The organism is Ochrobactrum sp. PL_is483 (assembly GCF_055816855.1).
Window position 1 is genome coordinate 82,296 of record NZ_JBVPGS010000031.1, and the last position, 17,686, is coordinate 99,981.

At 58.4% G+C, this 17,686-nt stretch carries 16 protein-coding genes; 11 read left to right on the forward strand and 5 right to left on the reverse strand.

The genetic code is table 11. The annotated features are described in order from the left end of the window. Positions 1-33: 33 nt before the first annotated feature. Positions 34-1,227 (forward strand): MFS transporter, encoded by a 1,194-nt coding sequence (locus AC0TNJ_RS07885; RefSeq protein ID WP_473770773.1) that lies wholly within the window; start codon positions 34-36, stop codon positions 1,225-1,227. Between the two features lie 53 nt (positions 1,228-1,280). Here AC0TNJ_RS07885 and AC0TNJ_RS07890 read toward each other — a convergent pair whose 3' ends face one another. Next, positions 1,281-2,072: a 3-hydroxybutyrate dehydrogenase gene (locus tag AC0TNJ_RS07890; RefSeq protein ID WP_473767362.1), complete on the reverse strand. Its 792-nt coding sequence runs from the start codon at positions 2,070-2,072 to the stop codon at positions 1,281-1,283. A gap of 183 nt (positions 2,073-2,255) precedes the next feature. On the opposite strand from AC0TNJ_RS07890, the gene ispG reads away from it, so the two are divergent. Next, positions 2,256-3,527 carry a flavodoxin-dependent (E)-4-hydroxy-3-methylbut-2-enyl-diphosphate synthase gene (gene ispG / locus AC0TNJ_RS07895; protein WP_473770774.1) on the forward strand — a complete coding sequence of 424 codons (1,272 nt, stop codon included), beginning with the start codon at positions 2,256-2,258 and terminating at the stop codon, positions 3,525-3,527. A gap of 98 nt (positions 3,528-3,625) precedes the next feature. Here ispG and AC0TNJ_RS07900 read toward each other — a convergent pair whose 3' ends face one another. Then, a complete protein-coding gene (locus AC0TNJ_RS07900; RefSeq protein ID WP_473770775.1) occupies positions 3,626-4,876 on the reverse strand; it encodes an MFS transporter in 1,251 nt (416 codons plus the stop codon). 93 nt (positions 4,877-4,969) lie between these two features. On the opposite strand from AC0TNJ_RS07900, the gene AC0TNJ_RS07905 reads away from it, so the two are divergent. Then, positions 4,970-5,428, forward strand: a complete 459-nt coding sequence (locus tag AC0TNJ_RS07905; RefSeq protein WP_473770776.1) for a winged helix-turn-helix transcriptional regulator — start codon at positions 4,970-4,972, stop codon at positions 5,426-5,428. A 3-nt stretch (positions 5,429-5,431) separates the two neighbouring features. Here the strand turns inward: AC0TNJ_RS07905 and AC0TNJ_RS07910 are convergent, their stop codons facing one another. Next, positions 5,432-6,346 carry a polyprenyl synthetase family protein gene (locus AC0TNJ_RS07910; protein ID WP_473770832.1) on the reverse strand — a complete coding sequence of 305 codons (915 nt, stop codon included), beginning with the start codon at positions 6,344-6,346 and terminating at the stop codon, positions 5,432-5,434. 185 nt (positions 6,347-6,531) lie between these two features. Here AC0TNJ_RS07910 and mtgA point away from each other — a divergent pair, with 185 nt between their 5' ends. Continuing rightward, positions 6,532-7,260 carry a monofunctional biosynthetic peptidoglycan transglycosylase gene (mtgA, locus tag AC0TNJ_RS07915; RefSeq protein ID WP_473770833.1) on the forward strand — a complete coding sequence of 243 codons (729 nt, stop codon included), beginning with the start codon at positions 6,532-6,534 and terminating at the stop codon, positions 7,258-7,260. A 149-nt stretch (positions 7,261-7,409) separates the two neighbouring features. Then, complete coding sequence (gene rpmF / locus AC0TNJ_RS07920) at positions 7,410-7,589, forward strand: 50S ribosomal protein L32 (RefSeq protein ID WP_006467787.1); 180 nt, start codon at positions 7,410-7,412, stop codon at positions 7,587-7,589. A gap of 149 nt (positions 7,590-7,738) precedes the next feature. On the opposite strand, the gene AC0TNJ_RS07925 is transcribed toward rpmF, so the two are convergent. Then, positions 7,739-8,170, reverse strand: a complete 432-nt coding sequence (locus tag AC0TNJ_RS07925) for a GlcG/HbpS family heme-binding protein (RefSeq protein WP_473767358.1) — start codon at positions 8,168-8,170, stop codon at positions 7,739-7,741. A gap of 185 nt (positions 8,171-8,355) precedes the next feature. On the opposite strand from AC0TNJ_RS07925, the gene AC0TNJ_RS07930 reads away from it, so the two are divergent. The 6 genes from AC0TNJ_RS07930 to AC0TNJ_RS07955 all read left to right on the forward strand — a co-directional run bounded on the left by AC0TNJ_RS07930 (position 8,356) and on the right by AC0TNJ_RS07955 (position 16,934). Beyond that, a complete protein-coding gene (locus AC0TNJ_RS07930; protein WP_473770777.1) occupies positions 8,356-9,540 on the forward strand; it encodes an acetyl-CoA C-acetyltransferase in 1,185 nt (394 codons plus the stop codon). A gap of 716 nt (positions 9,541-10,256) precedes the next feature. After that, positions 10,257-13,340 (forward strand): helicase-related protein, encoded by a 3,084-nt coding sequence (locus AC0TNJ_RS07935; protein WP_473770778.1) that lies wholly within the window; start codon positions 10,257-10,259, stop codon positions 13,338-13,340. A gap of 1 nt (position 13,341) precedes the next feature. Then, entirely contained in the window at positions 13,342-13,725 is a 384-nt protein-coding gene (locus tag AC0TNJ_RS07940; protein WP_473770779.1) for an RNA-binding S4 domain-containing protein, read from the forward strand. Positions 13,726-14,104: 379 nt separating this feature from the next. Next, positions 14,105-14,443 carry a ferredoxin FdxA gene (gene fdxA, locus AC0TNJ_RS07945; protein WP_006467781.1) on the forward strand — a complete coding sequence of 113 codons (339 nt, stop codon included), beginning with the start codon at positions 14,105-14,107 and terminating at the stop codon, positions 14,441-14,443. Between the two features lie 572 nt (positions 14,444-15,015). After that, entirely contained in the window at positions 15,016-15,597 is a 582-nt protein-coding gene (locus AC0TNJ_RS07950) for a CarD family transcriptional regulator (protein WP_006471273.1), read from the forward strand. A gap of 401 nt (positions 15,598-15,998) precedes the next feature. Beyond that, the gene (locus AC0TNJ_RS07955) at positions 15,999-16,934 is read left to right on the forward strand and encodes an RNA polymerase factor sigma-32 (protein ID WP_473767354.1); all 936 of its coding nucleotides are present in this window, start codon (positions 15,999-16,001) and stop codon (positions 16,932-16,934) included. 45 nt (positions 16,935-16,979) lie between these two features. On the opposite strand, the gene AC0TNJ_RS07960 is transcribed toward AC0TNJ_RS07955, so the two are convergent. After that, positions 16,980-17,684 carry an MOSC domain-containing protein gene (locus tag AC0TNJ_RS07960; protein WP_473770780.1) on the reverse strand — a complete coding sequence of 235 codons (705 nt, stop codon included), beginning with the start codon at positions 17,682-17,684 and terminating at the stop codon, positions 16,980-16,982. Positions 17,685-17,686 lie beyond the last annotated feature (2 nt).

Below are 17,686 nucleotides of genomic sequence, written 5' to 3' on the forward strand. Positions count from 1 at the left end.
GTGGAAGGCTGATTTTGTGCGGGTGAGAGCAAAATGGAACAGGTTTCCGGGCGCGAAGATGCAGCGCCCACGCGTGCGCCGATCATAACCAGAGAGCGGATCGCCGTTGCGCTCCTCTTCCTGATGAACGGTTATATTTTCGGCGGCTGGGCCCCGAAAATCCCGGAATTTGCTGCACGTCTGGGTCTCGACAGCGCCGGTATGGGGCTGATGATCCTGATCTTCGGTCTCGGCTCCCTGGCCATGATGCCGGTCGCGGGCGCTCTTTCGGCGCATCGCGGCTCGGGCATTGTGGTGCGCATTTTTGCGCTTGCCTTCATTCCGGCATTGCTCATCATCGCGCTGGTTCCGAATGTGGTTACGGCTGTGATCGTGATGTTCTATTTCGGCGGGACCATGGCCGCGATGGATGTGTCGATGAATGCCAATGCGGTGGCGGTCGAGAAAAAGATGCGCCGGGCGATCATGTCGTCCTGCCACGCTTTCTGGAGCCTTGGCGGCTTGATCGGTGCTGCAAGCGGCGGCTTTCTCATTGCGCAATTCGGGTCGGCCGTTCATGCGCTGGTGACGACAATCATCGCCGCCATCCTGATCGCGATTGCCTGGCCGTCGATCATTGCGGACACGGAGCACCATCATCCAAGCGGCGAAAAGCAGAAGCTGACCCTGCCGCGCAATCCTCTGCCATGGCTTGTCGGCGTCATGGCGCTGTTTTCCATGGTGCCGGAAGGCGCTATTCTTGACTGGGGCGCTTACCATATGCGCCAGGATCTGGGCGCTTCGGTAACAGTGGCGGGTTTTGGTTTTGCGGCGTTTTCAGGTGCCATGGCCGTCATGCGTTTTGCGGGCGATCTGGTCCGCGACCGGTTCGGCGCGGTTAAAACCCTGCGCGCCTGCACAACCATCGCCATCATCGGCATGTTGATCGTCGGTCTCGGAAACAGCTCGACAATGGCGATTATCGGTTTCGCGATCTGCGGGATCGGCATTTCCAACATGGTGCCGATAGCCTTTTCGATGGCTGGCAACATGCCGGGCGTCAATCCGAGCGTCGGCCTGTCCATCGCGACTACGCTTGGCTATTCCGGCATGCTGGTGGCGCCGTCGCTGATCGGCTTTGTCGCCAAGCACAGCGGCTTCGGCGTGGTGTTTCTGGCGCTTCCAGTCCTGCTGCTGGTGGTGCTCGCCTTCTCAAGCCTGGCCCGATATGCGGATCAAAAGCATTAAACTTTCTTGACGCGCATCTTATCCGAAAACCGGCTTCCACTTTTCGGGATGCGCTACTCCGCCGTCCAGCCGCCGTCGACGGGAATGGCAGCGCCGTTGATCTGCGCTGCCGCATCGCTGGCGAGGAAGGCGGCAACTGCCCCGATCTGCGCGGTGGTGACGAATTCCTTCGTCGGCTGTTTGTCCAGCATAACGTCGCGGATCACGGTTTCGCGGTCCATGTGGTAAGCCTTCATCTGGTCCGGTATCTGCGCTTCGACAAGCGGGGTCAGAACATAGCCGGGGCAGATGGAATTGGCGGTGATCTTGGCGGTCGCAAGTTCCAGCGCCAGCGTCTTGGTAAAGCCGACAATGCCGTGCTTGGCGGCCACATAGGCCGACTTGAACGGCGAAGCCACGAGACCGTGCGCCGAGGCGATATTGATAATGCGGCCCCAGCCCGCCTTGCGCATATGCGGGATGGCGGCGGCGGAGGTGTGGAAGGCCGATGTCAGGTTGATCGCGATGATGCGGTCCCATTGCTCAGGCGCAAACTCTTCCACTGGCGATACATGCTGGATACCGGCATTGTTGACGAGAATGCCCACGCTGCCGAACCGCCTTGCAGTTTCTGTGATCAGCGCGCGGCATTGATCCGCCTTTGACATATCGGCGGCGATATAGACCACGCTTGCGCCATGCTCTTCAGCCAGCTTGGCGGCAAGTGCATGATCCTCGTCGCGGTCGGTGAAGGAATTTATCACGACGTTGTGTCCCGCCGCCGCCAGTGCATGGGCTATACCGAGGCCGATCCCGGAATTCGATCCGGTGATGATTGCGGTCTTGCGGGCAGATGTGTCGTTCATTGGCGGGCTCCTCCATGTGGTCACGACATAATGAGAGGGCGACATTGCCTCGGCAAGCGATTATATAAAGCGCAAGCCGGATATACGCAGGCCCGGAGAAATGCAGACCCGGAGTATTGCAGCCGTTGACATTCGCGTCGCGCTGCGCCACCTGAAAACAGGTACAGTTAAGAACAGAGCAAAATGTCTTCCGAGACCGTCAGCTATTTTTCGCATCCATTTCCTCGCCGCCAGTCGGTTGGTGTCAGTGTCGGTGGCGTTATCGTCGGCGGCAGTGCGCCCGTCGTCGTGCAGTCGATGACCAATACGGACACCGCAGATGTGGATTCCACCGTGGCGCAGGTGGCGGCCCTTCATCGTGCCGGGTCGGAGATCGTGCGCATCACGGTGGATCGCGATGAATCGGCTGCCGCCGTCCCGAAAATCCGCGAGCGGCTCGAACGTCTCGGACACAATGTGCCGCTGGTGGGCGATTTCCATTATATCGGCCACAAGCTGCTGGCCGATCATCCGGCCTGTGCGGAAGCGCTTGCGAAATATCGCATCAATCCGGGCAATGTCGGTTTCAAGGACAAGAAGGACAAGCAGTTCGCCGATATTGTCGAAATGGCGATCCGCTATGACAAGCCGGTACGTATCGGGGTGAACTGGGGTTCGCTCGATCAGGAACTCCTGACCACGCTGATGGATCGCAATCAGGCTGAGGGTGCACCGCTTTCCGCGCAGGAAGTCATGCGCGAAGCCATTGTGCAGTCAGCGCTTATTTCGGCCAATCTTGCCGAAGAGATCGGGCTTGGCCGTGACAAGATCATCCTGTCGGCCAAGGTCAGTCAGGTGCAGGACCTGATTGCCGTCTATACGATGCTGGCGCAGCGTTCCGACCACGCCCTGCATCTGGGCCTTACCGAAGCAGGCATGGGCACCAAGGGCATTGTTGCCTCGTCGGCGGCGATGGGCATTCTGCTGCAGCAGGGTATTGGCGACACGATCCGCATTTCGCTGACGCCGGAGCCGGGTGGCGACCGCACTCGCGAAGTGCAGGTGGCGCAGGAATTGCTGCAGACCATGGGCTTCCGGCAGTTCATTCCGATCGTTGCGGCCTGCCCGGGCTGCGGACGCACGACGTCGACGGTGTTTCAGGAACTGGCGCAGACCATTCAGGACGATATCCGCCGCAACATGCCTGTCTGGCGTGAGAAATATCCCGGCGTGGAAGCGCTTTCGGTTGCCGTCATGGGCTGCATCGTCAACGGGCCGGGCGAATCGAAACATGCCGATATCGGCATTTCGCTTCCCGGCACGGGCGAAACGCCGTCCGCGCCGGTCTTTGTCGATGGCAAGAAGGTCACGACGCTGCGTGGTCCCGCCATTGCCGAGGACTTCCAGAAGATGGTTGCCGATTACATCGAGAACCGCTTCGGGCTTGAGCAGAAGGTTGCCTCCGGTCAGAACTAGAGCATTTCCAGCAAAAGTGCGAAGCGGTTCTGCGTCGGATAATGCGATAAAAACAAAATGTTAGACCGGTTCAGGCGACGCCGTTTAACCGGAATGCCCTAGGCCGAACAGCTTACCGCGCGTGTTGCGGCTTCTGGCGTTGTTTTCAGTGTTGCTGCCCAGAAGACGAGCGTGACAAGGCTGATGCCTGCACCGAGCAGGCAGACGCCGTTCCAGCCTGCATGAGCATAGATCCAGGTTGAAGCCGCCGAACCGCTGGCGCTGCCGATGGAATAGAAAACCATATAGGCGGCGGTAAGCCTGTTCTGCGCGTCCGGCCGCACGCGGTAGATCATCGCCTGGTTGGTGACGTGGACGGCCTGAAGGCCGAAGTCGAGTACCAGCACGCCTGCGATCAACCAGAGCAGCGAGTGCCCAAGCAGGGCTATCAATCCCCACGAGATAAACATCAGGAGCAAGGCAAAGCCTGTCATGCGCTGCGCATGGCCACGGTCGGCAACGCTGCCTGCACGCGATGCGGCCAGTGCTCCTGCTGCACCTGCCAGCCCGAACAGGCCGATCTGGGCGTGGCTCAGTTCGAAGGGCGGTGCGCTGAGCGGCATGACCAGTGGTGCGAGCAAGGTGGTGATATTGGCGAAGATCAGCATGGCGATGATGGCGCGAATGCGCAGCACCGGTTCGGAACGAAACAGCGATACGAGCGACAGAATAAGTGCCGGATAGCGGACGCTGGTGGGTTGGCGCTTCTGGTCGGGGAGGGCGCGCCAGAGCAGGAGCGCGATTGAAAGCGTCAGAATGGCGGAAACGAAATAGACGATACGCCAGCCGCCAATGTCGGTAAGGGCGCCAGCTATGGCGCGCGCCAGCAATATGCCGAGCACAATGCCGCTGGTGACGATGCCGACCACATGGCCGCGCCGCGCAGGTTCCGCGAGGCTAGCCGCATAGGCGACGAGCGCCTGCGTGACGACAGCGAGCAGCCCCATAACGGCCATGGCGACCAGAAGTACGGTGGCATTGGCCGCAAGGCCGATTGCGATCAGTGACAGGACCGACAGAAGGAAATGCGTGATGATGAGCTTGCGCCGGTTGAACAGGTCGCCGAGCGGAACGAGGAAAATCAGGCCGAGTGCATAACCGAGCTGGCTGGCGGCGACGATAAAGCCCGCGGTTGACCGCTTGAGGCCGAGGTCGTCGGCCATCACATCAAGTAAAGGGTGGGCGAAATAGACATTGGCTACCGCCAGTCCGCTTGCTGCCGCAAACAGAAAAAGAGTAGCCGAGGAAAGCGCAGGGCGCGCATCAGGGTTCGCGGACAGCCTTGCTGCCGCGTCGGTTGAAGTTTGCATGATGGGCTCCTAAAATGGTTTCAATATGAAACCATTTTGCTTGTAGTGCAAAAGGTTTTATATTGCAACCATGTTGCAATCGATGGAGCGAATATGGTTCGGAAAAAAAGCTTGAAAGGCGATTATTGCCCCAGTGCGCGCGCGCTTGACGTGATCGGCGACTGGTGGTCGCTGCTGATTGTCCGTGAAGCTTTTGATGGTGTGACGCGTTTCAGCGCCTTTCAGAAAAATCTGGGAATCGCCCGCAATATTCTTTCCGACCGCCTGCGCAAGCTGACGGGGGAGGGCATCATGGAAGCTGTACCGGATCCCAAGGGCGGAGCGCATCAGGAATATCGGTTGACGGCAAAAGGGCGCGATCTGCTGCCTGTTATCGTGTCGCTTCGCCAATGGGGTGAAAAGCATCTCTTTGCGCCCGGCGAGACGCATTCACGCCTCGTCGACAGCATCTCAGGCGAGGATGTGGCCACGCTTGATGTGCGCGCTCAAGACGGGCGCGTGCTTTCCGCTGATGACGTCGTTCTGATCAAGGTGCGTGAGGACGATCTGTGAATTTCAGTTCTGCCGCTCGGCGATGAAGCGGGCGGCCTGCTTGAGAATATCGGCGTCCTTGCCGAATGGTGCCAGCAGGCTTTCCGCCTGGGCAACCAGTCCCGCAAGCTGCTTGCGGGTCCAGTCGATGCCGTGAAGTGAAACCAGCGTGGCTTTTCCGGCGGCGGCATCCTTGCCGGTGGCCTTGCCCATCGCCTCGGCGTCGGCGGTCACGTCCAGAAGGTCGTCCGCCAGCTGGAAGGCAAGGCCGATGGCCGATCCGAATTCGGCCATGCGCTCGCGATCTTCGGTTGATGCGCTGGCGATGATGGCCCCCGCCTCGCAGGCAAAACGGATCAGCGCGCCGGTCTTCATTGCCTGAAGCGTAATGATGCCTGCCTCGTCCGGCTTGCTGGTTTCGGCCATCAGATCGAGAGCCTGCCCGCCTGCCATGCCGCCAAGGCCCGACGCGCGCGCCAGCGCAGACACCAGCTGCACGCGGGTTGTTGCATCAAGGTCGGTTTCATCGGATGCGATAATGTCGAAAGCGTAGGTCAGAAGGCTGTCGCCGGCCAGAATGGCTGCTGCTTCGTCAAATGCCTTGTGTACGGTCGGCTGGCCGCGCCGCAGATCGTCGTCATCCATCGCAGGCAGGTCGTCATGAACAAGTGAATAGCAGTGAATGCATTCAAGTGCGGCGGCGACACGCAGAACGGCATCGCCGCTCTTGCCAAAGAGGGCGGCACTTTCGACAACCAGAAAAGGCCGGAGGCGCTTGCCGCCGTTCAGGACACCGTGGCGCATGGCGGCGAGCAGCCTTTCCGGGCGGGCGATTTCTCCCGTCCTGAGGCGCTGGTCCAGAAGGCCCGTCAGTGCCATTTCCACTTCCATGGCGCGAAGGTTGAGAACGGCGGTGAAATCGGTCGGCAGCTTTTCCATGGCAAAGGGGATGGACGAAAGCGCCGGGTTGGTCAACTGGCCACAGCGATCAGCACAGGCTTTTTCATTTGAACGTCACGAAACGCCGGGTTTCGACTTGTTTCCCTGACAGGATTATGGAATCCGGTTCAAACTTATTAAGGAATGGTTTATGTCGCTTGGGGGAAGGGCAGCAGGCAGTGGCAGTGGCAAAAATCATCATCAAGAGCAAAGATGGTCGCAATTATCTGGCAGATCCTGTTTGGGGTGCCCGGATTGCTCTTGCGCTCAAGATTCTGGTGATTCTGGCCGTGCTGCCGGTTTTCCTGCTTTTCATCTACTCCGTACCCTTTGTCCGCCCGATCTCGACCCTGATGGTCAAGGATTATGTTCTGTTCCAGGACGTGGACCGCAGGTGGGTGGGGCTCGACGATATCGCGCCGGTTCTCGTCAACTCGGTGATGATGGCCGAGGACGGCCAGTTTTGCAGCCATGGCGGGGTGGACTGGCATCAGTTGGGGCTGGTTCTGGATGATGCAGGCGAAGGCGGCCCGAGCCGCGGCGCGTCCACCATAACCATGCAGACCATGAAGAACCTCTTCCTCTGGAACGGGCGCTCCTATGTCCGCAAGGGGCTTGAATTTCCGCTGGCGCTGGCAGCCGACGGGCTTCTGTCCAAAAGGCGCATAATGGAGATTTATCTCAATATCGCTGAATGGGGGCCGGGCATTTACGGGATCGAGGCCGCCGCCCAGCACTATTTCAAGCGCCCCGCGGCAAAACTCAACGCCCAGCAATCGGCATTGCTCGCCGTCACGCTGCCGAACCCGGCATTGCGCAATCCAGCCAAGCCGACACGCAATATGCAGCGCATTGCCCGGATCGTGGCCGGACGCGCAGCACGGTCGGGGCCCTATGTGGTTTGCGTGCAATAAATCGATGATACGAAAAAAAGATAAGACTCCCGCTGGTCAAACGCGGTGAGAGCGTGTATAGGCACGTGACTTTCCGGAATTTTGTCCGATGTGACAGGCTCTTCGGGGCCGTGCCGGACGTTTATTGACCGATCAGTGGAGCTGGATCCATGGCAGTACCAAAACGAAAAACGTCTCCGTCGAAGCGCGGCATGCGCCGTTCGGCTGACGCTCTCAAGGCCCCGACCTATGTCGAGGACAAGAACTCGGGCGAACTTCGTCGTCCGCATCATATCGATCTGAAGAGCGGTATGTATCGCGGCCGTCAGGTCCTCGAAGCCAAGGAATAAGTCTGACGCTGCATAGCAGCCGAAAGATGGTTTTCAAAACGCCGTTCCCGTTTGTTCGGGAGCGGCGTTTTATTTTGTGCCGGTCATTTCGGCAAGGCACATGAAAAAGGCCGCATGAAGCGGCCTAGATCGCGAGCTTTTGTTGGATATCAGCCCGCGTCGAACGCAAAGCCCGCAGCTTCGATGCCAGCGATGGCGGCGATTTCGTCATTGTCCGATGTGTCGCCGGAGATGCCGACCGCGCCGAGGATTTCGCCGCCTGCGTCCTTGATCAGAACGCCGCCCGGCACCGGCACGATCTTGCCGCCCGAGACACCGGAAAGACCTTCCAGAAAATGCGGACGATCCTTCGCCTGATTGTTCAGCCAGCGCGAGCCGGTGCCGACGGCAAGCGCGCCATAGGCCTTGCCCGAGCCGATTTCAAAGCGGAGCATGGACGCGCCGTCCTGACGCTGGAAAGCCTTTACATGGCCGCCGGCATCAAGCACGCAAACAGCAAGCGGCTTCAATTTCAGTTCGTTTGCCTTGGCAAAGGCACCGGTGATGATCGTATTGGCTCGTTCGAGGGTCAGCGAAGGCATGGATATCTCCTATTTGTAGCTCAACGTAATTTAGGCTGTAGCGACCCGCGATGCACACTCCAATGCTTCTCGTCACAGGAAAAACACTTTATCGAATTTCATGAAGACGGCTCGCGCAGCACGGCAAAGCTTGCCAAGGCCCGAAAATTGGTCTTTGTGTTGCGGAACATTTCAAGGAGGAAAGAATGTCCGAACCGAAAGCCATCGTCATTGCCAGTGCGGCCCGTACCGCTGTGGGCGCATTCAACGGCGCATTTGGCAATGTCCCGGCCCATGCATTGGGTGCTGCGGCCATCAAAAGTGCGCTGGAACGCGCCGGTGTGGCGGCGACGGAGGTGGATGAGGTCATTCTGGGACAGGTGCTGACGGCAGGCGAGGGCCAGAACCCTGCGCGGCAGGCCGCTATGGGTGCCGGTTGCCCCAAGGAGACGACGGCGTTTTCCATCAACCAGCTGTGCGGCTCGGGTCTACGGGCGGTTGCGGTGGGCATGCAGCAGATTCTTTCCGGCGATGCGAGAATAATCGTGGCGGGCGGTCAGGAATCCATGTCCATGGCGCCGCATTGCGCGCATCTGCGCTCAGGCGTGAAGATGGGCGATTTCAAGATGGTCGACACCATGCTGAAGGATGGGCTGATCGATGCTTTCAACGGTTATCTCATGGGCATCACGGCGGAAAATATCGCCCGCCAATGGCAGTTAAGCCGCGTTGAACAGGATGAGTTTGCACTGGCATCGCAGCAGAAGGCGGAAGCCGCACAGAATGCGGGCAGGTTTGAGGACGAAATCGTTCCCTTCACTGTGAAGGGCCGCAAGGGTGATGTGGTTGTTTCGGCGGACGAATATATCCGTCCCGGCACAACGATGGAGGCTTTGACCAAGCTGAAGCCCGCTTTCGACAAGGATGGAACGGTTACTGCGGGCAATGCGTCTGGCATCAACGACGGCGCTGCAGCGGTTGTGCTGATGGATGCGGATGAAGCCGCAAAGCGCGGCGTGAAGCCGCTTGGCCGTATCGTTTCCTGGGCAACTGCTGGCGTCGATCCGTCGATCATGGGAACGGGCCCTATCCCGGCAACGAAGAAGGCGCTGGAAAAGGCAGGCTGGAGCGTTGGCGATCTCGATCTGGTCGAAGCCAATGAAGCCTTCGCAGCGCAGTCCTGTGCCGTAGTGCGCGACCTCGGCCTCAATCCGGATATTGTCAACGTCAATGGCGGAGCAATCGCTATAGGCCATCCGATCGGCGCTTCTGGAGCGCGCGTGCTGACGACGCTGCTTTACGAAATGAAGCGCCGTGATGCGAAGCGCGGTTTGGCAACACTTTGCATCGGCGGCGGCATGGGCGTCGCTTTGTGCGTCGAACGCGACTGACTTTTTCTTCATTGAAAGGGGGCGGGCGGAGAAATAGCTCCGTCCGCCTTTTTGTTTCCGCAATGAGGGGATTGAAATCGGATGCGCTGGATAGGGTGGCGTTGCCGGAAAAGTTAACGCAAAACCGTTGAAACAGGCGTCGAAGTCCATTCAACATCGATTTTCTATGGTGTGCCTTGATTGCTGCCCACAAGATGTGGTGAGAACAAATGGAGAAACTTTGCGGATCAGCGATTCGTCGCCGATTCGTTCCGGCTTTGGCCTGAAGGTTAACGGAAATCCTGTTTCCGCCCCTTTTGGCATTAAGGAAGTATCAGTAATCATTAAAATTTTCTGAAACATCGCTTAGCCTTTCGCAACGTCTGTTGACAGGTTTTGCCAAAGGTTAACAACCATGGTGTTTCGCGTCAGGAGAACACGGACAAGCGGAACATTTGATTCATCATGTTGTGGGCGTTTGTGTTAGGCTTACTATATGTTGCCGTGAACAAATGGCGAAGCTGTCGGAGTCAGCGATTCGTCGCCGATTCGTTCCAGAGTCGTTCCAATTGTTAACCGACACGTTATTGACCGGCTTCACATCGGTCGTCGACATATCGGCAATTGGCCCATATTTAAACTTAACAGGAGCGCTTTCGGTGCAGGTCGTATAGTGCTATCGCAGAACCAGCATCCAGCCCGTAAAGGGCGCTTGTACCGGGAATCCGATTATTGGCATGAACCAACTCCCTGCCCATGATTTGCCGCTGACCCTGAGTGGCCGCGATGTGACAGCCGTGCTTGGGCCGACCAATACCGGCAAAACGCATCTGGCTATCGAACGCATGCTGTCGCATGGAAGCGGCATGATTGGCCTGCCGCTGCGCCTTTTGGCGCGCGAGGTCTATAACCGCGTCGTGGAACGGGTCGGTGCGGCCAATGTTGCGCTGGTAACGGGCGAGGAAAAGATCGTGCCGCCCGGCGCGCGCTATTCCGTCTGCACGGTCGAGGCCATGCCGCGCCGCACCGATGTGGCTTTCGTGGCCATTGATGAGGTGCAACTGGCTGGCGATCTTGAGCGCGGCCATATTTTCACCGACCGCATCCTGCATCTGCGCGGGCGGCAGGAAACGCTGCTGCTTGGTGCCGGAACCATGCGCGGCATTCTGGAAAAGCTGCTGCGCGGCATCAATGTGGTGACGCGGCCGCGCCTCTCACATCTGGCCTATGCCGGTTCCAAGAAGATTACCCGCCTGCCGAACCGTTCGGCAATCGTCGCTTTTTCCGCCGATGAGGTTTACGCCATTGCCGAGCTGATCCGTCGCCAGCGGGGCGGTGCAGCGGTGGTGATGGGCGCGCTATCTCCGCGTACTCGCAATGCGCAGGTGGAGCTTTACCAGTCGGGCGATGTCGATTTTCTGGTAGCGACCGACGCCATCGGCATGGGACTGAATCTGGATGTCGACCATGTCGCTTTTGCGCAGAACCGCAAATTCGACGGCTATCAGTTCCGCGATCTGACGCCAGCCGAAGTGGGGCAGATTGCGGGGCGCGCCGGACGTCATCTGCGTGACGGCACATTCGGCGTGACGGGACAGGTGCATCCGTTCGATGAAGAACTGGTCGAGCGGGTGGAAGCGCATAATTTCGATCCGGTGAAAGTTCTGCAATGGCGCACGGCGCGTTTCGACTTTTCGTCGCTCGATTCCCTGCGGTATTCTCTGGAAACGCCCGCACCGGTTGAAGGCCTGGCAAAGGCTTTGCCGGCTGTCGATCAACAAGCGCTTGAAAATTTGTCGAAAGACGAAGAGATTGTGCGGCTCGCAAAGACGCCGGCACGGATCGAGCTTTTGTGGGACGCCTGCGCGCTGCCCGACTATCGCAAGATCGCGCCGGCGCAGCATGCCGATATCATTGCAACCATCTACCAGGATCTTGTCCGCCGAGGGAGCGTCGATGAAGATTATATGAGCGAACAGGTGCGCCGCGCCGACAGCACAGAGGGGGAAATCGACACCCTGTCGCATCGCGTGGCGCAAATCCGCACCTGGACTTTCGTGTCGCACAGGCCGGGATGGCTTGCCGATCCGACACACTGGCAGGAAAAGACGCGCGAAATTGAGGACAGATTGTCCGACGCGCTGCATGAAAGGTTGACGAAACGCTTTGTAGACCGCAGGACAAGCGTGCTTATGAGGCGCCTGAGAGAGAATGCCATGCTTGAAGCAGAAATCAGCCCGGCCGGAGACGTGATTGTCGAAGGCCATAATGTCGGGCAACTGGAAGGATTCCGTTTTACCGCTGACGTTCAGGCCGAAGGGCCGGACGCCAAGGCGGTGAAGTCGGCTGCACAAAAGGCGCTGGCCGCCGAGTTCGAACGCCGCGCGGAGCGCTTTGCTGCTGCGCCGAACGGCGACTTCGCACTGGGCTCGGATGGCGTCATGCGCTGGGTCGGAGCAACGGTCGCAACGCTGGTTGCAGGCGATGACCTGCTGAAGCCGCGCGCGGTGATCCTGGCCGACGAACAGCTGACGGGAGCAGCGCGTGACAAGGTTGCCGCACGCATCGACCGTTTCGTCGCGCATCATATCGAAACCGTTTTGAAGCCGCTTACCGATCTGGCTGCCGCTGATGCCCTGACCGGCATGACGCGCGGTCTCGCATTCCAGATCGTCGAGAATCTGGGCATTCTTCCGCGCCGCGATGTGGCGGAGGAAGTGCGCGGTCTCGATCAGGATTCGCGCGCGGCGCTTCGCCGCCTTGGCGTGCGTTTCGGTGCCTATCATGTCTTCATGCCCATGCTGTTGAAGCCCGCCCCGGCTGGCCTCATCACGCTGCTGTGGGCGCTCAAGAACGATGGCCGCGAACGTGCGGGTTACGGCGATGTCGTGAATGTGCTGGCCGCTGGCCGCACTTCGGTCGTGGTCGATCCGGCTTTCGATCCGATGTTCTATCGTCTGGCAGGCTATCGCGTGCTGGGCCGTCGCGCCGTGCGCATCGATATTCTGGAGCGTCTTGCCGATCTTATTCGTCCGGCGCTTGCCTGGCGTCCGGGTTCCGGTGCGCGTCCGGATGGTGCTTATGACGGCGGACGCTTCATCGTCACGCCTGCCATGATGTCGATTCTGGGGGCAACCACAGACGATATGGAAGAAATCCTGCGCAGTCTCGGTTATCGCCATGAGGCGATGGAAGCCGCTGCCGTGACGGCGAAGCTTGCTGAGCTCGACGCTTTCGCAGCTGAAGCTGCCGCAAAGGAAGCTGGCGTTTCTCCGGCTGCAGAAGCCGAAAAGCCTGCCGTTCCAGCGGCTGAACCCGTGCCTGCACCGGTTGTCGTTGCTGAGGCGGAGACCGAAGCCAAGGTGGACGAAGTTGCTCCTGTGGCAGCGGAAGCGGCGCCGGCCGGTGAAACAGCAGAAGCTGCGGCTGAAGAGCCAAAGCCTGTTCTTCTCTGGCGTCAGGGTCGCTTCGAAGGCCGCAACCGTAATCAGGACCAGAACCGTCAGCGCCAAAATCGCGGCAACCAGAATCGCGGTCATCAGAACCGCGATCAGGGTGGCGAGGCGCGCAAATCCGACGGTGCCGAGCAGCAGGCTCGCAATGATCGCGGCGGCAAGCGCTTCGACAAGCAGAAGCGTCATGACGGTGAAGGCAAGCGTGAAGGCGGCAAGGGCGATTTCCGTGGCGGCAATCAGCGCCAGCCGAAGCGCGATCACGGTCATCAGGGTGCCAAGCGCGTCGAGCAGGAACGCCCTGCGCGTATCGATCCCGACTCGCCTTTCGCCAAGCTTCTGGCTCTGAAAGAACAGATGAAGAAGTAAGATGACCGTAGAAACGGGCGCTAAACAGCGAATCGACAAGTGGCTGTTCTTTGCGCGCGTGGTCAAATCAAGATCGCTGGCGGCGAAACTCGCCGTCGGCGGCAAGGTCCGGGTCAATCGCGACAAGATCGAGCAGGCTGCCCATCAAGTGAAGGTCGGTGACGTGCTGACCATTACGCTGGATCGGCGCATCCTCGTCTATAAGATACTCGCTCCAGGAGAGCGCCGCGGTCCGGCACCGGAAGCCCAGCTTCTCTATGAAGATCTTTCGCCGCCGCCGGCTTCTGCGGCGTCAGTCGAGCCCGCAATGCCGCAGCGCGAGAGCGGCGCGGGAAGGCCGACCAAGAAGGAGCGCCGCGAAACGGATCGGTTGCGCGGAAACTGACATGGACGCGTTACACGGACCCTTTCCATGGACGCGTTGCCGCAGGCGTCTTGCGGTAGTGATGGAAATTGCTTGGCGGGCCCTTCCGGCGAAAGCGTTTTCCAAGCGGAAGCCGCCAAACGAAATGCTGTTTCAGGCATGCATGACTTCGTGATATTGCGGCGATTGTACCCTTGTCACGGCGGGATAAAATCGTTACCTCACGCATTGTCATAAAAGGGCATGGGCTGATACCCGCAACCATTTCCGTGCACGGTGACTTCGTGGCGAGATATTCCAAAGCCCCGGGCTGATTGTCGGCTTGTCGGAGTATCGGCGCAAAGCTGTAGGATAGATAAGCTGCCTGTTCAGGAATTCGGGCAGCAACAGGAGTTCGACGATGACGTATGTCGTGACCGATAATTGCATTCGCTGCAAATATACGGACTGCGTCGAGGTCTGTCCGGTCGATTGCTTCTACGAAGGCGAAAACATGCTCGTCATCAATCCCGACGAGTGTATCGACTGTGGCGTATGTGAACCGGAATGCCCTGCCGAGGCGATCAGCCCCGACACCGAGCCGGGCCTCGACAAGTGGCTGGAACTGAATACGGAATATGCGGCAAAATGGCCCAATATTACCGCCAAGAAGGACGCCCTTCCCGAAGCCAAGGAAATGGATGGCGTGGCTGGCAAGCTGGAGAAGTATTTCTCTGCCGAGCCGGGTAGCGGCGACTAATATCGGTACGGTATTGCATTTGGTGCTTTCAGATTCCTGAAAGCAGGACGGTATTATATAAGTATCGTCTTGTTCCAGAAGACTTCGCACTGCTGGAACACTACCGGTTGTCCTGTCAAGACTGACAGGATGAACGGCATTACGGAAAAGCACGATTTATCACTTGCATTTTCTGTGATGCACCGGCAAAAGACGAATGAAATCACGGGAAAACGCCCATCTTTTAGGTGTGTTGCGTTGCCGGATACAGCATATCCGGCAATTTGTTGATTCTTGCGCAAAATTGTGTTAGGTTGTCTCAATAATTTCGGTGACTGGACGTCAATTCGTGGCGCGATGCGTTAATCTCTGAAAGGGCTGATCTTTAGTACCGGGCTGAATGGCACCGGGGAAGATGATTGCGATTGGCGTCATTCCCCTCACCGTACACCCGGTCGGTTTGATTTGTCGTCAGATACGCTTTCAGTTCCAAGCCGACAAACAGCTTCCGTGCTTCATTTCTCCGGAGCGCGGTCGAACATCATGTGTCAACCGGCGGGTCGCGCCGGGCACAACAGGGAGTAATGAAGCGTATGTCATCCCAGCAGAAAAAGTCTCCAGTAGCGCGTGGCGGTTTCAAGGCCGGTGAGGCCATCGTATATCCGGCTCATGGCGTCGGCCAGATCGTGACGATCGAAGAGCAGGAAGTGGCAGGTCACAAACTCGAACTCTTCGTGATCGATTTCGAAAAAGACAAGATGCGCCTGAAGGTGCCGGTTGCCAAAGCCGCTTCGATCGGTATGCGCAAGCTGTCGGAGACCGACTATGTTGAACGCGCATTGAAGGTCGTTCAGGGCCGCGCACGTGTAAAGCGCACCATGTGGTCGCGCCGCGCGCAGGAATATGATGCGAAGATCAATTCCGGCGACCTCATCTCGATCTCGGAAGTCGTTCGTGATCTTTTCCGTGCTGAAAACCAGCCGGAACAATCCTATTCGGAACGCCAGCTTTATGAAGCCGCCCTTGATCGTATGGCGCGCGAAATCGCTGCCGTGAATAAGCTTTCGGAAACCGAGGCTGTCCGTTTGATCGAGGCCAATCTCGCCAAGGGACCGAAGCGCGGCAAGGCCGATGCCGAGGCCGATCTTGACGACGATGAAGTTGAAGCCGCATAAGCTTCTCTCTCTTCTTTTCTAAAAAGCCCGGCTCGACCCGGGCTTTTTATTTGCCTTTCATCAGAAAAAGCCGGACCCGCGCCATCTTTCGCGCAGGAAACTGCAGTATTATTAGGTTAAAATTTTATTGAGTTTTGCAATCAGTCATTAACCCTTTCAGTCATCATCCTGCATTCTCAAAGATTTATCCTGATTGGGAGGGAACCTGAACGCGGCTGATGCGTTGTCCCGGACACCAGTTCGTAAACGGGTTTGTTTTGCGGCGTAATCATGTTGGCCAAAGAATGGGCCTGGCGGGGAGTTTTGGGCGGTTTCGCTAGTCGTCCAAGGAGTCTTTGTGGGACTGGCATATCCTTCCACTGAACGCCTGACGGGGCGTGAGTTCAGAACAGGAGAACCAGATGAAGCAGTCATCCATGAGCAGTTCTTCCGCAGTTCCAGCCAATCGCATGCCTATGGTTGCGCGCAGCCTCCCGGCGACAGCAGCATCTTCCCAGTCCATGATCCGCAGCGCGATGTCGGCTCCTTATCTGGAGCGCGAAGAGGAACGCGATCTCGCCATTCGCTGGAGGGAACTGAAGGATCAGGAAGCCCTTCATCGCATCACTTCCGCACATATGCGGCTGGTCATTTCGATGGCCGGACGCTTCCGCAAGTTCAAGCTGCCGATGAGCGATCTTATCCAGGAGGGTTATGTCGGCCTTCTGGAAGCTGCCGCACGTTTCGATCCCGAGCGCGAAGTGCGTTTCTCGACCTATGCATCCTGGTGGATTCGCGCATCGATGCAGGATTATATCCTGCGCAATTGGTCCATTGTGCGAGGCGGCACGAGTTCGGCGCAAAAGGCGTTGTTCTTCAATCTGCGGCGACTGCGTTCCAAACTGGCCCAGTCCGATGACAATATGACCAAGGCAGAGATTTATCGAGAAATTTCCGATCAGCTTGGCGTGTCGACAACCGATGTCGAGATCATGGACAGCCGTCTTTCGGGGCCGGATAGCTCCCTGTCGGCGCCCGTAAACAACGAGGAGTCGGGGGCGTCGCGCCGCATGGATTTTCTGGTCGACGATCATCCCTTGCAGGACGAAATCGCGGAAAGCTCCATCGATATGGAGCGCCGCAACCAATGGCTCAACGTGGCGCTCGACACGCTGAACGAGCGCGAATTGCATATTATCCGCGAGCGGCGTCTCGATGATGATGGCGTAACGCTGGAAGCGCTGGGCGAAAAGCTCGGCATCTCGAAGGAACGGGTGCGGCAGATCGAAAGCCGCGCGATGGAGAAGCTGAAGATAGCCTTGTTGAGCCAGCACGAACTGGCAGCTTATCAGGCATAGGCCGCAACAATCAGGGCAACACAAGTAGAGGGGCCAAGTGGCTCCTTACTTTTGTGGTTCCACCGCCTTGCCTTCAAGCCGGGAGGACCAGTCCTCGACCTTGCGATTTTCGAGACGGCGCACGGCATAGCGCTTCCAGCTGTCGGCGAGGTGCGAAAGTCCTGCCATTGATGCCAGTTCGTCGTAATTCAGCGTATCGACATACAGCAAATGCCAGATACGATGCAGCGTCCATTCCGGCGAAAGTCGGTCAATGAGCGTCATCGCGTCTCCGGCTTCCACATGGCCTTCTTCCAGAACGCGATAGTACCACCCCGTCCGTCCTGTCTTCTGGACGCGGACCGCCATGTCGGCTGTTGCAAAGCGCTCGTTCAGCTTCCAGCAAGGCTGGCGTCCCTGTGAAACCTCCACAAGTGCGCTGCCAAGGCGGAACCTGTCACCAACGGCGACATTGCGTTCGTCCAGACCAGAGGTCGAAATGTTTTCGCCGAACGCACCACGCGTGCTCAGACGCGGGTTGTCGCCGATTTCTCCGCGCCAGAGCGCATAATGGTCATGCGGGTAATGATGGAGTGCCTTTTCCGGTCCGCCATGCACCTTCCGGTCGCCCTGCGCATCGCAGTCCAGTCCTTCGAAGGTCACACGAACCTTGCCCGAAACCGGCTGCTTGTCGATGCCGCTTGGGACGCCGCGGTCTCCAAGAGGAGCGACTTTTCCGGCCAGAACTGAGTGGATCTGTGTTTCGGTCATCC